Origin of the sequence: Streptomyces sp. NBC_00193 (assembly GCF_026342735.1) — a bacterium.
In the GTDB taxonomy this organism is placed as follows: Bacteria; Actinomycetota; Actinomycetes; order Streptomycetales; family Streptomycetaceae; genus Streptomyces; species Streptomyces stoeckheimensis.
The window spans coordinates 2,664,058-2,678,718 of record NZ_JAPEMM010000001.1 but is presented as its reverse complement, the minus strand read 5'-3'; the positions used below and the strand labels follow the sequence as shown (position 1 = coordinate 2,678,718).

At 73.4% G+C, this 14,661-nt stretch carries 13 protein-coding genes; 6 read left to right on the top strand and 7 right to left on the bottom strand.

All coding sequences use genetic code 11. The features are described from left to right. The first annotated feature begins 27 nt into the window (after positions 1–27). Positions 28–789, top strand: a complete 762-nt coding sequence (locus OG898_RS11745; RefSeq protein WP_266956661.1) for an RNA methyltransferase — start codon at positions 28–30, stop codon at positions 787–789. Here OG898_RS11745 and paaN read toward each other — a convergent pair. Next, the gene (gene paaN, locus OG898_RS11740) at positions 786–2,468 is read right to left on the bottom strand and encodes a phenylacetic acid degradation protein PaaN (protein ID WP_250738747.1); all 1,683 of its coding nucleotides are present in this window, start codon (positions 2,466–2,468) and stop codon (positions 786–788) included. The genes OG898_RS11745 and paaN overlap by 4 nt on opposite strands. Before the next feature lie 157 nt (positions 2,469–2,625). Between paaN and OG898_RS11735 the strand changes: the two genes are divergently transcribed. Both OG898_RS11735 and OG898_RS11730 read left to right on the top strand, forming a co-directional pair. After that, on the top strand, positions 2,626–4,191 hold the full coding sequence (locus OG898_RS11735; RefSeq protein WP_266956659.1) for a 3-hydroxyacyl-CoA dehydrogenase: 1,566 nt from the start codon (positions 2,626–2,628) through the stop codon (positions 4,189–4,191). Further along, the gene (locus OG898_RS11730) at positions 4,188–4,775 is read left to right on the top strand and encodes a TetR/AcrR family transcriptional regulator (RefSeq protein WP_250738749.1); all 588 of its coding nucleotides are present in this window, start codon (positions 4,188–4,190) and stop codon (positions 4,773–4,775) included. The genes OG898_RS11735 and OG898_RS11730 overlap by 4 nt, the downstream gene beginning before the upstream one ends. A 4-nt stretch (positions 4,776–4,779) precedes the next feature. Here the strand turns inward: OG898_RS11730 and OG898_RS11725 are convergent, their stop codons facing one another. Both OG898_RS11725 and OG898_RS11720 read right to left on the bottom strand, forming a co-directional pair. Further along, complete coding sequence (locus OG898_RS11725; RefSeq protein WP_266956657.1) at positions 4,780–5,322, bottom strand: MepB family protein; 543 nt, start codon at positions 5,320–5,322, stop codon at positions 4,780–4,782. 4 nt (positions 5,323–5,326) lie between these two features. After that, the gene (locus OG898_RS11720) at positions 5,327–5,923 is read right to left on the bottom strand and encodes an Lrp/AsnC family transcriptional regulator (RefSeq protein WP_250738751.1); all 597 of its coding nucleotides are present in this window, start codon (positions 5,921–5,923) and stop codon (positions 5,327–5,329) included. A 177-nt stretch (positions 5,924–6,100) separates the two neighbouring features. Between OG898_RS11720 and pdhA the strand changes: the two genes are divergently transcribed. Genes pdhA through OG898_RS11705 form a run of 3 tightly spaced genes read left to right on the top strand, consistent with a single transcriptional unit; the run spans position 6,101 to position 9,623 of the window. Further along, entirely contained in the window at positions 6,101–7,252 is a 1,152-nt protein-coding gene (gene pdhA, locus OG898_RS11715) for a pyruvate dehydrogenase (acetyl-transferring) E1 component subunit alpha (RefSeq protein ID WP_250738864.1), read from the top strand. Further along, positions 7,249–8,262, top strand: a complete 1,014-nt coding sequence (locus OG898_RS11710) for an alpha-ketoacid dehydrogenase subunit beta (protein WP_250738752.1) — start codon at positions 7,249–7,251, stop codon at positions 8,260–8,262. Before pdhA ends, OG898_RS11710 begins: the two co-directional genes overlap by 4 nt. Then, the gene (locus OG898_RS11705) at positions 8,262–9,623 is read left to right on the top strand and encodes a dihydrolipoamide acetyltransferase family protein (RefSeq protein WP_266956654.1); all 1,362 of its coding nucleotides are present in this window, start codon (positions 8,262–8,264) and stop codon (positions 9,621–9,623) included. Before OG898_RS11710 ends, OG898_RS11705 begins: the two co-directional genes overlap by 1 nt. 177 nt (positions 9,624–9,800) lie before the next feature. On the opposite strand, the gene OG898_RS11700 is transcribed toward OG898_RS11705, so the two are convergent. From OG898_RS11700 to OG898_RS11685, 4 genes are all read right to left on the bottom strand, one after another. Further along, positions 9,801–10,778, bottom strand: a complete 978-nt coding sequence (locus OG898_RS11700; protein ID WP_250738754.1) for an NAD(P)H-quinone oxidoreductase — start codon at positions 10,776–10,778, stop codon at positions 9,801–9,803. A gap of 395 nt (positions 10,779–11,173) precedes the next feature. Then, positions 11,174–12,274: a TrkA family potassium uptake protein gene (locus tag OG898_RS11695; protein ID WP_250738755.1), complete on the bottom strand. Its 1,101-nt coding sequence runs from the start codon at positions 12,272–12,274 to the stop codon at positions 11,174–11,176. Beyond that, positions 12,262–13,614 carry a molybdopterin molybdotransferase MoeA gene (locus OG898_RS11690; RefSeq protein ID WP_266956651.1) on the bottom strand — a complete coding sequence of 451 codons (1,353 nt, stop codon included), beginning with the start codon at positions 13,612–13,614 and terminating at the stop codon, positions 12,262–12,264. The genes OG898_RS11695 and OG898_RS11690 overlap by 13 nt, the downstream gene beginning before the upstream one ends. Beyond that, a complete protein-coding gene (locus tag OG898_RS11685) occupies positions 13,611–14,498 on the bottom strand; it encodes an NTP transferase domain-containing protein (protein WP_266956649.1) in 888 nt (295 codons plus the stop codon). Before OG898_RS11685 ends, OG898_RS11690 begins: the two co-directional genes overlap by 4 nt. Positions 14,499–14,661 lie beyond the last annotated feature (163 nt).

Genomic DNA, 14,661 nt, shown 5'->3' with positions numbered 1-14,661 from the left:
GTGCTTAGGGGCCCGTACGCTCGGCGTATGAGTGAGTACGGGAGTCCCGAGGAGATCGCACGGCAGTGGCAGGAGGCTGCCGAGAGGCAGGACCTGGTTCTCCTCGACGGGTTCCACGCGCTGAAGCACGCCCTGCGGTTCGGGGCCGACGTCAGGATGGTCGTCGCCGACGAACCGGAAGCCGTACGGGGCCTTGCGCGCGAGCTGGCCGAGGACGTGGAGGCGGACGTGGCCCGGCTGGTGCGGCGGGCTCCGCTCAAGGGGCTGCTGGCGCGGGTGCATCCCACCGGGGTGGCGGCCCTCGCGGTCCGGCCGAGCCGGGCCGAGGGGCGGGCCCGGCTCGACGAACGGCCCAGGACGTCCCCGATCGTCGTCCTCGACAACCCTCGCAACCTCGGCAACGTCGGAGCCGTCGTCCGGCTCGCCGCCGGCTTCGGCGCCACCGGCGTGCTCACCCGGGGGGATCTGGACCCCTGGCACCCCAATGTGGTCCGGGCGGGCGCGGGGCTGCACTACGCCACGACCGTCGACCGGGTGGAGCTCGACGAGCTGCCGCCCGGCCCGCTGTACGCCCTCGACCCGGAGGGCGAGGACATCCGCGCCCTCACCCTCCCGGACGAGGCCCTGCTCGCCTTCGGCTCGGAACGCCACGGCATCTCGCCCGAGCTGCGCGCCCGCGCCGATCACCTGGTGTCCCTGCCGATGCGGCCGCAGGTCTCCAGTTACAACCTGGCCACCAGCGTGGCCATGGCCCTCTTCCACTGGGGCGGGCCGAAGGAGATCTTCTAGCCCTGGCGGCGGACCTCCACCACGCGGAAGCGGTTCGACACGAACGCGCCGTCGCACAGCGCGGCGTTCGCCGCCGGGTTGCCGCCGGAGCCGTGGAAGTCGGAGAAGGCCGCGGTCTGGTTCACATAGACCCCGCCCGTCAGGTTCAGCGAGAGCTGCGCCGACTCCTCCAGGCAGACCTCCTCGATGGCCCGCTCGGTGTCCGCGGACGTGGTGTACGCCCCGACCGTCATGGCGCCCTTCTCGCGGACGGTGCGCCGCAGCAGGTCGAGGGCGCCCTGCGTGGAGTCGACCGCCACGGCGAAGGAGATCGGGCCGAAGGACTCCGAGAGGTAGGGGGCGGAGTCGTCGGGCTTGGCCGAGTCCAGCTTCACCATCACCGGCGTGCGCACGACCGCGCCCGGGAACTCCGGGTTCGTCACCTCGCGCGAGGCCAGCGCGACCTCGCCGAGCCCGGCCGCGGCCTCCAGGCGGGCCTTCACGTCCGGGTTGACCAGCGCGCCCAGCAGGGCGTTGGCCCGCGCGTCGTCGCCGAGCAGGCCGCCGACCGCGCCCGCGAGGTCCGAGACGACCTCGTCGTAGGACTTGTGCCCGGCGTCCGTCTCGATGCCGTCGCGCGGGATCAGCAGGTTCTGCGGGGTGGTGCACATCTGGCCGCTGTACAGGGACAGGGAGAACGCCAGGTTGGACAGCATCCCCTTGTAGTTGTCGGTGGAGTCCAGGACGACGGTGTTGACGCCGGCCTTCTCCGTGTAGACCTGCGCCTGGCGGGCGTTGACCTCCAGCCAGTCGCCGAACTCGGTGGACCCGGTGTAGTCGATGACCTTGATCTCGGGCCGGACGGCGAGCTCCTTGGCGATGCCCTCGCCCGGGCGCTCCACGGCCAGTGCGACCAGGTTCGGGTCGAAGCCGGCGTCGCCGAGGACCTCGCGGGCCACCTGGACGGTCAGCGCCAGCGGGAGGACGGCGCGCGGGTGCGGCTTGACCAGCACCGGGTTGCCCGTGGCGAGGGAGGCGAAGATGCCCGGGTACCCGTTCCAGGTGGGGAAGGTGTTGCAGCCGATCATCAGGGAGATGCCCCGCGGGACGGCCGTGAAGGTCTTGCCGAGTTCGAGGGGGTCCTTCTTGCCCTGCGGCTTCGACCAGTCGGCCTGCCCCGGGACGCGGGTCTGCTCCTCGTAGGCGTAGGCCACCGCCTCCAGGCCGCGGTCCTGTGCGTGCGGGCCGCCCGCCTGGAACGCCATCATGAAGGCCTGGCCGCTGGTGTGCATGACGGCGTGCGCGAACTCGTGCGTCCGCGCCGAGATCCGGGCCAGGATCTCGATGCAGACCAGGGCGCGCACCTCGGGCCCGGCGTCCCGCCAGGCGCCCATGCCGGCCCGCATCGCGGGCAGCAGCACCTCCGGGTCCACGTGCGGGTACTCGACGCCGAGCTCCACTCCGTACGGGGAGGTCTCCGCGCCCGTCCAGCCGTCGGTCCCGGGCTGCCCGAGGTCGAGCCGGGTGCCGCGCAGCGCCTCGAAGGCGGCGAGGCCGTCGGCCGGCGCGGTCTCCCCGTACGCCTTGGGGTGCTCGGGGTGCGGGGACCAGTAGGCGCGGCTGCGGATGGTGGCCAGCGCCTGGTCCAGGGTGGGCCGGTGCTTGGCGGACAGCTGGGGGACGGTGAGCTCGGCGGCCATCAGGGACCAACTCCTCTTTGAGCCGGGCGGGATCAGGCGATCGGGGCAGGCAAGAAGGGATGAACAAGAGCAGACTGGAGTTAGAGTAACCGAACGATCGGTCGGGACAAGAGGGCCCGGCAGACCTGTGGACAAGTCGGTGCGGGAGGATCTGGGCATGACAGCAATCGAGCGGTCCCGCACAGTGGCGGTCGTCGGCGCCGGCACCATGGGGCAGGGCATCGCCCAAGTCGCCCTTCTCGCAGGTCACCGCGTGCTGATCTACGACATCAACGCCCTGCTCGCCGCCGACGCGGTCGGATTCGTCCAGGACCGGGTCGAGCGGATGGCCGCCAAGGGCCGCCTGGACCGCGCCGAGTCCGAGGACGCGATCGGCCGGATCGCATCGGCGGCCGGGCTGCCGGACCTGGCCGGCGCCGCCCTCGTGGTGGAGGCGGTCGTCGAGGACGTCACCGTCAAGCGGGCGCTCTTCGCGGCGCTCGAAGAGGTGGTTTCACCGGAGGCGCTGCTCGCCACCAACACCTCCTCCCTCTCCGTCACCGAGCTCGCCGCCGGGCTCGCGCACCCCGGCCGCTTCCTCGGCCTGCACTTCTTCAACCCGGCCCCGCTGCTCCCGCTGGTCGAGGTGGTCTCCGGGTTCGCCACGGACCCGGCCGCCGCCGACCGCGCGTACGCCACCGTCCTGGGCTGGGGGAAGACGCCGGTGCGCTGCGCCGACACCCCGGGCTTCATCGTCAACCGGATCGCCCGGCCCTTCTACGCCGAGGCCTTCGCGGTGTACGAGGAGCAGGGCGCCGACCCGGCGACCATCGACGCCGTGCTCCGCGAGAGCGGCGGCTTCAAGATGGGCCCCTTCGCACTGACCGACCTGATCGGTCAGGACGTCAACGAGGCCGTCACCCGCTCGGTGTGGGAGTCCTTCTTCCGCAGCCCCAAGTTCACCCCTTCCCTCGCGCAGCGGCGGCTGGTCCAGTCGGGCCGTCTCGGGCGAAAGTCGGGCCACGGCTGGTACCCGTACGGCCCGGACGCGAAGGCCCCGGCCCCGCACACCGCCGGCCCCGAGGACGCGCCCGCGAAGGTGACCGTCGTCGGTGACCTCGGACCGGCGGCCGGCCTCCTCGGCCTCCTGGGGGAGGCCGGGATCGAGGTCACGGAGGTCGAGCACGGGGGCCCGTACATCCAGCTGCCCGGCGAGGGCCAGCTCGTGCTCGCCGACGGCAAGACGGCGATCGAGTTCGCCGACGTCGTCTACTTCGACCTCGCCTTCGACTACCGCGACGCCACCCGGATCGCGCTCTCCGTCAGCGAGGACACGAGCGAGCGGACGCTCGCGGAGGCCGTCGGGCTGTTCCAGAAGCTCGGCAAGAAGGTCTCCGTCATCGGCGACGTCCCGGGCATGATCGTCGCCCGGACGGTCGCGATGCTGATCGACCTCACCGCCGACGCCGTCGCGCGCGGGGTCGCGGGCGCCGAGGACATCGACACGGCGATGCGGCTCGGGGTCAACTACCCGGCGGGCCCCGCCGAATGGCACGACCGGCTCGGCCGAGACTGGGCGTACGACCTGCTGCACCACCTCGACGAGCGCTGTCCCGGCGGCCGGTACGCGCCCTCGCTGGCGCTGTACAAGCTGGGCTACGCGGCGGGCGACGAAGACGAGGCCGCGGACGGGGACGCGGACGCGGACGGGGACGGGGACGACGAGGCGGGGGAGACGGAATGACCACGGCCAAGCGGGACACCTACACGCCCGAGACGCTCCTGTCCGTCGCCGTCCAGATCTTCAACGAGCGCGGCTACGACGGCACCTCGATGGAGCACCTCTCCAAGGCGGCCGGGATCTCGAAGTCCTCGATCTACCACCACGTCGCCGGCAAGGAGGAGCTGCTCCACCGCGCCGTCAGCCGGGCCCTGGACGAGCTCTTCACCGTCCTGGCCGAGCCGGGGGCGATACGCGGCCGCGCGGTCGAACGCGTCGAGTACGTCACGCGCCGCACGGTCGAGGTCCTCGTCGCGGAGCTCCCCTACGTCACCCTGCTGCTGCGGGTCCGGGGCAACACCCGCACCGAGCGCTGGGCCCTGGAGCGCCGCCGCGAGTTCGACCACCAGGTCGCGGAGCTGCTGAAGGCCGCCGCCGCCGAGGGCGACCTGCGGGCGGACGTGGACATCCGCCTCGCCACCCGCCTCCTCTTCGGCATGGTCAACTCGCTGGTCGAGTGGTACCGCCCGCACCCGGGCACCACCCCCGACCAGCTCGCGGACGCGGTGGTCAGCATGGCCCTGGACGGCCTGCGCACCCAGCGCTGAACCGCTACGCCCCGCGGGCGTCCCGGGGGCGGTAGAGCTCGCGGGCGCGGGCCAGGGCCCCGGGCCCGGCCAGGGGCAGGGGCAGGAAGTGGTCGAGCTGCCACGCCTGGGCGGCGGAGGCCTGCCGGTTGGGGGCGGCCACCCAGGGCGGGTAGACGCGGAACGCCCTTTTCCCGCCGGACCCGTGTGCCGATACGACACCGTTGCGGTGCAGCGCGTCCATGGAGAAGACGAACTGGCCGGTCCGGTCGCCGTCGCCGTCGCGGGCGGCGACGACGAAGAGGTCGACCGGGTCGGCCGTGTCGAAGGGCCGGATGGGCCCGCCCGGGGACCGCTGCCACAGCGTGACGAACTGGCCGGCCTTGGTGGGGGTCGTCCTGGCTGCGCGGAACCGGACGGCGAGCCCGTCGAGGGTGAAGGCGTGGGCGGCGTACTCGGCGCTCTCGGCCTCCGGGACCGGCGCCGAGCAGGTGAACCCGCAGGGGTCGTAGACGAGCTCCTTGGCCGCGAGGAGATCCGGGTGCGGGCCGGGGGTGGTCCGGGCCATGCGGCTAGTCCTCGCTGATCGTCGGGCCGGCGGTCTGGTCGCGGGCCAGGAGGTCCGTTTCCTCGAAGACCAGCAGGGTGCGGGTGGAGAGGACCTCCGGGATGGACTGGAGGCGGGTCAGGACCAGTTCGCGCAGGGTGCGGTTGTCCGGGGTGTGGACCAGGAGCAGGACGTCGAAATCGCCGCTGACCAGGGCGATGTGGGCGGCACCCGGGAGCTCGCGGAGCTGTTCGCGGACCGTGCGCCAGGAGTTCTGGACGATCTTCAGGGTGATGTACGCGGAGGCCCCCTGACCTGCGCGTTCGTGGTTGACGCGGGCGGTGAAGCCGCGGATCACCCCGTCGTCGATGAGCCGGTTGATCCGGGCGTAGGCATTGGCCCGGGACACGTGGACCTGTTCGGCGACGGAGCGTATCGAGGCGCGGCCGTCCGCCTGGAGCAGGCGCACGATCGACCGGTCGATCGGGTCCAGCGGGCGGGGTGGTGCCGCCGGACCGGGGGCTACCGGCGGTACGGGTGCGCCCCCGAGTGCGCCCCCCGGTCCCGATGGCGTCGCCGGTCCCGGCGCGGAACCCGCCCCGACCATTTGTTCATCCGTCATCGCCCGATGCCTGCCTCTCCTGGACGTCCTGCACCCATACCAGGGCGTCGACGCCAGTTTGTCCACAGCCTGACGCCGCCTGTAGCCAAATTGCCCGGACAACCGAACAATCGGTAGGTGAGGGGCCTCACACCCGAGGCCTCCCTGCCCGCTTCCCACGAGGAGGTGTACGCCGCCATGACGGTCCAAGAGCTGCCCGGTGCCGGTGCGTCCCACCGCTCCACCCCGCCGCCCGCCTGGAGGCCCCGTACGGATGCCGCCCCGCTGCTCCCGGACCCCGAGCCGTACCGGGTGCTGGGCACCCCGGCCGCCGACCGGCTCGACCCCGAGCTGATGCGCCGGTGCTACGCCGAGCTGGTGCGCGGCCGCCGCTACAACGCCCAGGCCACCGCCCTCACCCGGCAGGGCCGTCTGGCCGTATATCCCTCCACCGTCGGCCAGGAGGCGTGCGAGATCGCCGCCGCGATGGTCCTGGAGGAGCAGGACTGGCTCTTCCCGAGCTACCGCGACACCCTCGCGGCCGTGGCGCGCGGACTGGATCCCGTAGAGGCGCTGACGCTGCTGCGCGGCGACTGGCACACCGGGTACGACCCGCGCGAGCGCCGGATAGCCCCCCTCTCGACGCCCCTCGCCACCCAGCTGCCGCACGCGGTCGGCCTGGCGCACGCCGCCCGGCTGCGCGGCGACGACGTGGTCGCCCTCGCCATGGTCGGCGACGGCGGCACCAGCGAGGGCGACTTCCACGAGGCCATGAACTTCGCCGCCGTCTGGCAGGCACCGGTCGTCTTCCTCGTGCAGAACAACGGCTTCGCGATCTCCGTCCCGCTCGCCAAGCAGACCGCCGCCCCGACCCTGGCCCACAAGGCCGTGGGGTACGGGATGCCCGGCCGCCTCGTCGACGGCAACGACATCGCCGCCATGCACGAGGTGCTGTCCGAGGCGGTCCGGCGGGCCCGGTCCGGCGGCGGACCGACCATGATCGAAGCGGTCACGTACCGCATAGAGGCCCACACCAACGCCGACGACGCCACCCGCTACCGGGGCGACGCCGAGGTGGAGGCGTGGAAGGCGCACGACCCGATCGAGCTCCTGGAGCGCGAGCTCACCGCACGCGGCCTGCTGGACGAGGCGGGCATCCAGGACGCCAAGGACGCGGCCGAGGCGATGGCGGCGGCATTGAGGGACGGGATGAACGCGGAGCCCGTACTCGACCCGATGGACCTCTTCGCACACGTCTACGCGGAGCAGACCGACCGGCTGCGCGAACAGGCGGCCATGCTCCGGGCCGAGCTGGACGCGGCCGAGCACGAAGAGGGGGACGGATCATGACCACGGTGGCGGTGAAGCCGGCGATCACCAAGCCGGCGACCATGGCCCAGGCCCTGAACCGGGCGATGCGCGACGCGATGGCCGAGGACCCGGCCGTCCACGTCATGGGCGAGGACGTCGGCGCGCTCGGCGGGGTCTTCCGCATCACGGACGGCCTCGCAAAGGAGTTCGGCGAGGACCGCTGCACGGACACCCCGCTCGCCGAGGCCGGCATACTCGGCGCGGCCGTCGGCATGGCCATGTACGGGCTGCGGCCGGTCGTGGAGATGCAGTTCGACGCCTTCGCGTACCCGGCCTTCGAGCAGCTGATCTCGCACGTGGCGAAGATGCGCAACCGCACGCGGGGCGCGATGCCGCTGCCGATCACCATCCGGGTGCCCTACGGCGGCGGGATCGGCGGGGTGGAGCACCACTGCGACTCCTCCGAGGCGTACTACGTGGCCACGCCCGGGCTCACCGTGGTGACCCCGGCGACCGTCGAGGACGCGTACGGACTGCTGCGCGCCTCGATAGCCAGCGACGACCCGGTGATCTTCCTGGAGCCGAAGCGGCTGTACTGGTCCAAGGCCGACTGGTCGCCCGAGGCGCCCGCGGCGGTACCCGGGATAGGCAAGGCGCTCGTCCGGCGGACCGGCACGAGCGCGACCCTGATCACCTACGGGCCCTCGCTGCCCGTGTGCCTGGAGGCGGCCGAGGCGGCCCGCGAGGAGGGCTGGGACCTGGAGGTCGTGGACCTCCGCTCGCTGGTCCCCTTCGACGAGGAGACCGTCGTGGCCTCCGTACGCCGGACCGGGCGCGCGGTGGTGGTCCACGAGTCCGGCGGCTTCGGCGGCCCGGGCGCGGAGATCGCCGCCCGGATCACGGAGCGGTGCTTCCACCACCTGGAGGCGCCCGTGCTGCGCGTCACCGGCTTCGACATCCCGTATCCGCCGCCGATGCTGGAGAAGCACCACCTGCCCGGCGTGGACCGGATCCTGGACACCGTGGCCCGTCTGCAGTGGGAGAACTGATGCCGCAGGTCATGGAGTTCAAGCTGCCGGACCTGGGGGAAGGGCTGACCGAGGCGGAGATCGTCCGCTGGCTGGTGGCCGTCGGCGACGTCGTCGCCATCGACCAGCCCGTCGTCGAGGTCGAGACGGCCAAGGCGATGGTCGAGGTGCCCTGCCCGTACGGGGGCGTGGTCACCGCCCGCTTCGGCGAGGAGGGGACGGAACTGCCCGTCGGAGCCCCGCTGATCACGGTGGCCGTGGGGGCGGAGTGCGCGCCGGCCGATGCCGTCGCCCCGGAGGGGACCCAGGACTCCGCGAACGCGCCCCGGCCCTTGATCGGTTACGGCTCGGACGAATCACGTCCGGCGCGTCGGAGGCGGGTGCGACCCGGCTCCGCCGCGCCGGGGGCGGCTCCCGCGGCTCCGGCTCCGGCCGCCGTCGCGGTGGTCACGGCACCTGCCGTCACGGCACCGGCGGCCACCGCACCGGCCGTCGTCGCCGGGCCGGTACCGGTCATCTCGCCGCTGGTGCGCAAGCTGGCGCGGGACCACGGAGTCGACCTGCGCGCCCTGCGCGGATCGGGGCCCGAGGGCCTGATCCTGCGCGCGGACGTAGAGGAGGCGCTGCGCGCACCGGCGCAGTCTCCGGTGGCCGTGGCCCCTGCCGCGGTCGCAGCCCCTGTCGCGCCGGTGGGCGCCACGCGGATCCCCCTCAAGGGGGTGCGCGGGGCGGTCGCGGACAAGCTGTCGCGCAGCCGGCGCGAGATCCCGGACGCCACCTGCTGGGTCGACGCGGACGCCACCGAGCTGATGGCGGCCCGGGCGGCGATGAACGCCGCCGGCGGCCCCAAGATCTCCGTGCTCGCGCTGCTCGCCCGGATCTGCACGGCGGCGCTGGCCCGCCACCCGGAGCTCAACTCCACGGTGGACCTCGCGGCGAACGAGATCGTCCGGCTCCCGGCCGTCCACCTGGGCTTCGCCGCGCAGACGGAGCGGGGCCTGATGGTTCCGGTGGTCCGGGACGCGCAGACGCGCAGCGCGGAGTCGCTGTCGGCGGAGTTCGCGCGGCTCACCGAGCTGGCCCGGGCGGGGAAGCTGGCGCCGGCCGATCTCACCGGGGGCACCTTCACGCTGAACAACTACGGGGTGTTCGGGGTCGACGGCTCCACGCCGATCATCAACCATCCCGAGGCGGCGATGCTCGGTGTGGGGCGGATCATTCCGAAGCCGTGGGTGTACCAGGGGGAGTTGGCGGTCCGGCAGGTCGTGCAGTTGTCTCTGACGTTCGATCACCGGGTGTGTGACGGTGGGACCGCGGGCGGCTTCCTGCGCTACGTCGCCGACTGCGTCGAGTCGCCTTCGGTCCTGCTGCGCAGCCTGTAGCTCCGCGGGGCCGGCCGTAGCCGGGCAGCCCTGCGGGGCTGCCCCCTACCCGCCCTTCCACCGTTCCCCGGGCTCCGCCCGGACCCGTGCCGCGTGCGGCGCCGTTCCCGGGGGCCAGCCCCCCGACCCCCGCTCCTCAAACGCCGGAGGGGCTGGAATTCCAGCCCCTCCGGCGGCTCAGGTGGTCAGGAGGAGTTTGCCCACGTGGGTGCTCGCCTCCAGGACGCGGTGGGCCTCCGGCGCCTCGCTCATCGGGTACGTCGCGTGCACCACCGGGTGGATGCGGCCCGCCGCGATCAGGGGCCACACGTGCTCCCGTACGGCCGCGACGATCGCGGCCTTCTCCTCCAGGGGCCGTGCCCGCAGCGTGGTCGCGGTGATCGCCGCCCGCTTCGCCAGCAGGGCGGCGAGGTTGAGCTCCGCCTTGACCCCGCCCTGGAGTCCGATGATCGCGAGGCGGCCGTTCACGGCCAGCGCGTCCACGTTCCGGGTCAAGTACTTCGCGCCCATGATGTCCAGGATCACGTCCGCCCCGGCGCCGTCCGTGGCCGCACGGATCTCCTCCACGAAGTCCTGTTCGCGGTAGTCGATCAGGATGTCCGCGCCCAGCTCGGCGCAGCGCGCCAGCTTCTCCTTGCCGCCCGCCGTGACCGCGACCCGCGCGCCCACGGCCTTCGCCAGCTGGATCGCCATCGTGCCGATGCCGCTCGATCCGCCGTGCACCAGCAGGGTTTCGCCCGGGCGCAGACCGGCCACCATGAACACGTTCGACCAGACCGTGGAGACGACCTCCGGCAGGGCCGCCGCCGTCACCAGGTCCACGCCGGCCGGTACCGGAAGCAGTTGGCCCGCCGGGACGGCCACCCGCTGCGCGTACCCGCCGCCGGAGAGCAGCGCGCACACCTCGTCGCCGACGGACCAGCCGGAGACCCCGGCGCCGATCGCGGAGATCCGCCCGGAGCACTCCAGGCCCGGATGGGGCGAGGCGCCGGGCGGGGGGTTGTAGAAACCCTGCCGCTGCAGGACGTCGGCGCGGTTCACGGCGCTTGCCGCGACCTCGACGAGGACCTCTCCGTCGCCGGCCACCGGGTCGGGTGCGTCGGCCCACACCAGGGCCTCGGGGCCGCCGGGCTGTTCGATGGTGATCGCATGCATGGCCGGAGGCTACCGCGCGGATCGCCCGCGAAGTGGAACATCACGGGCTGGTGAAACCGGTGGGGACGGCCATTCGTCGGGTTCGGCGGGGCCGTCGAGCTCGGCGGGGTCGTCCGGGGCCGGGCCGGGGAGCGGCGGGAGGCGGGGCTCGGGTACGAGGTCAGCGGCGTGGGCCGCCCTGATCTCCGCCATCGCGGCGGTGGCGGGTGTGGCCCTGGGCTTCCTCGGTCACCTGGTTCGTCGAGAAGGTCCGGATCGAGTCGCTGCAGACGGGCACGCGGTTCTGCTTCGAGACCGGAAGGGCGGCCTCGCCCTCGTCGAGGTCCCGAAGGACGGAGACGCCGCCCGCTTCGTGGTCCTCGACGTCACGTTGCTGGGCTCGCGTTGGAGACCGCCTATTCCGCCGAACCCAGGACCACCGGCGGGGTGGCCGACGGGGCCGCGCGGACGATGGTGATGACGCGGTCCGTCAGCTGCAAGGGGCTCGCGTGCGGATCGTCGTACGGGAGCAGGCGGTGGCCGCGCAGGACGCTGACGACCAGGTCGTCGGTGTCCCGGACCGATTTGCCGACCTCCCCGCGGTTCACCGGACGCTCGATCAGGTCGAGCCCGCTGCCCTGCTGGATGAGGTCCTCCATGACCGTGCCCGCGCTCGGGCTGAGCACCGAGAGGCCGAGCAGCCGGCCCGCCGCGCTCGCGCTCGTGATGACCGCGTCGGCGCCCGACTGCTTCAGCAGCGGTGCGTTCTCCTCTTCCCGGACGGCCGCCACGATCTTCGCGCCCCGGTTGAGCTGGCGGGCCGTCAGGGTGACCAGGACCGCCGTGTCGTCGCGCTGGGTCGCGATGACGATCTGACGGGCCTTCTGGATCTCGGCGCGCAGCAGGACGTCGGAGCGCGTGGCATCGCCGACGACCCCTGTGAACCCCTCCGCGTTGGCGATGTCGATCACCTTGGCACTGGGGTCGACGATGACGACCTGCTCCTTGCTGAGGCCGGTGGCCAGCAGGGTCTGCAGGGCGGAGCGGCCCTTCGTGCCGAAGCCGACGACGACCGTGTGCTCGCGCAAGTTCTTCCTCCAGCGGCTGAGCCGCCACTCTTCCCTGGTGCGTTCGGTGAGGACTTCCAGGGTGGTGCCGACCAGGATGATCAGGAACAGCACGCGCAGCGGGGTGATCAGCAGGACGTTGACCAGCCGCGCGCTGTCGCTGTACGGGACGATGTCGCCGTAGCCGGTGGTCGACAGCGTGACGGTCGCGTAGTAGACGCAGTCGAGGAAGTCGACCTTGTTGTTGGCGTTGTCGTGGTAGCCCTCGCGGTCGATCCACACGATCAGGACCGTCAGGGCCATGACGAACAGCGCCATCAGCAGGCGGCGCGTGACCTGACGGAGCGGTTTTTCGACGATGCGCTTGGGCAGTTTGATGCGGCGCGAGACGAGTTTCTCGTCGGCGCCGCGTGCCATCGCGTCGGATCCGTGAAGTTTCACGTGAAACATCCCCCCGAAGCCCACGGGAGATCGAGGATCTCCAACTCCTGTCCGGACCGTGCCCCGTTCGGCGGTACGACGGCCAGCGCGTCGGCGGCGGCCACCCCGCGCAGCATCGCCGGCCCGTTGTAGCGCAGCGGTACGGCGTGGTCCTCGGTCAGCAGGACCGGTACGAGCCGGGTGTCGTGCGGGTGACCCGGTACGTCGCCCTCCACGGGCACCACGTACCGGGGGCGCGGGCGCCGTCCGGCGAGGGCCCGCAGCAGCGGTTCCGCGAGGGTGAGCAGCCCCGAGACGGCGGCCAGCGGGTTGCCGGGCAGCCCCACCAGGTGGCGGACCGGGTCCTGGCCGGCGGCCCCGCCGCCGATGCGGGCCAGCAGCATCGGGTGCCCGGGGCGTACGGCCACCCCGTCGACGAGCAGTTCGGCGCCGGCCTTGGCGAGCACGGGGTGGACGTGGTCGACGGGGCCGGAGGCGGTGCCGCCGGTGGTGATGACCACGTCGGCGGCGGAGCCGGTGACGGCCGCCAGCAGTGCTTCGGCGCCCGCCGGGTCGTCGCCGAGCCGCCGGACGGCGATGACCTCGGCGCCGAGCCGGGTCAGCCAGGGTCCCAGCATGGGGCTCAGGGCGTCGCGGATGAGCCCGTCGTGCGGGGGCCCCTCGGTGAGCAGTTCGTCGCCGAGGACCAGGATCTCCACGCGCGGCCGGGGGCGGGTGGTGAGCTCGTCGTACCCGGCGGCCGCGGCGAGGCCGAGGACGGCCGGGGTCACCAGGGAGCCCGCCGGCAGCAACAGATCGCCGGAGCGGCACTCCTGCCCGCGCGGGCGGATGTCCTGGCCGGTGGCGACGGGACGTTCGGCGTACAGCAGGGTGCCGGCCTCGCGGGAGTGCTCGCTGCGGATCACGGCCGTGGTGTCCGCGGGGATCCGGGCGCCGGTGGCGATCCGTACGGCCTCGCCGTCCGCGAGGGGCGCGGGGCGCTCGCTCCCGGCCAGGGCGCTCTCGCCGGCGCGGATGGTCCAGGGGCCGGGCCCGGCGACGGCCCAGCCGTCCATCGCCGAGGTGTCGAAGGACGGCAGGTCGCCCAAAGCGTCCAGGGGCGCGGCCAGCACCTCGCCGAGGGCGGCCGCCAGGGGGACCCGGTGGGTGCGGCCGCGGACGGCCGAACCGGCACGGGTGGCGGTCTCGCGGGCCCGGTGCCAGGGCGCGGCGCGGTGGCCGCCGCCGGAGCCGCCGGATCCACCGGTGCCGCCGGAGTCGGCTGCGGCGTCGGAACGGGGGGCGCGGCTGACCAGCGCGAGGGCCTGGTCGAGGGCGCGTTCGGCGTCGGTGCCGGGGTCGGCGGTCATCCGGAGCCGGTCGCTTCGGGGGCTTCGGCGGACTCGCCTTCCGCGGCCCAGCGCAGGGCCAGTTCGGCGGCCTTGCGGGAGGCCTCGGCCACGGCCTGCGCGGGGTCGGCCCCGGTGGCTTCGGCGTGGGCCGCCGCGTAGCCGACGAGGAAGGTCGTCAGCGGGGCGGCGGGCCGGGCGACGCCGTGCGCGGCGTCGCGGGCGAGGTCGAGCAGGGTCTTGGTGTCGACGGCGACGTCGATGCCCAGCTCGTTCTTGACGGCGGTGATCCATTGCTCCAGCACGGTTCCATGCTCTCTGATTCGGGCGCGGGCGGCGGCGAGATCGTCCCAGGTGTCGCAGTCGAAGGAGGCGAGTGGCGCAGCCGCGGTGACCGGGGTGAGCTCGAGTTCGGCGGTGAGGGCGCGCAGGGGGAGGCCGTTCACCGAGCCGTGTTCGGTGGCCAGCAGGGCGATTTCCCTGCGCAGGGGCTCGGCGCGGTAGGCGGCGACCAGGGGCTGGTCCCGGCCGGCCGGGTCCCGGAGCAGGGCTCCGTCCCGGGTCCGGTGTCCGGGCGCGTCGAGGGTTCGGAGCAGGGCGTGGACCGTGTCCCGGTCCAGGAACGGCAGGTCTGCGGAGAGTACGAGGACCAGCGGGGCGGTGGTGTGCCGCAGCCCGGCGTCCAGCGCGGCGAGGGGGCCGCCGCCGGGGGGGTCCTCCCGGGCCCACTGCACGGGCCGGGCGGTGGGCCTGCGGCCGGCCACCACGACGGTGGTGCGGGCGTCTGCGCAGGCGTCCAGGACGCGGTCGAGGAGGGGGCGGCCGCCGACCAGGAGGCCTGGTTTGTCGGCTCCGTCCAGTCGCCTTGCGGCGCCGCCTGCCAGGACGATGGCGTCGTAGGTCATTCCCCGAGTATGCGGGGGGTCGGGGCAGGATGGGGCGTGGCGTTTACCGGGTTCTTACCCGGCCGCCCGCGGGGGCGGCTGCGGGTGTGCCGCTGCGCGGGGCGAAGTCCCCGCAGCACCCCTCGCCGCTGCGCGGGGCAAGGTCCCCGACCCGCCCTTCCAC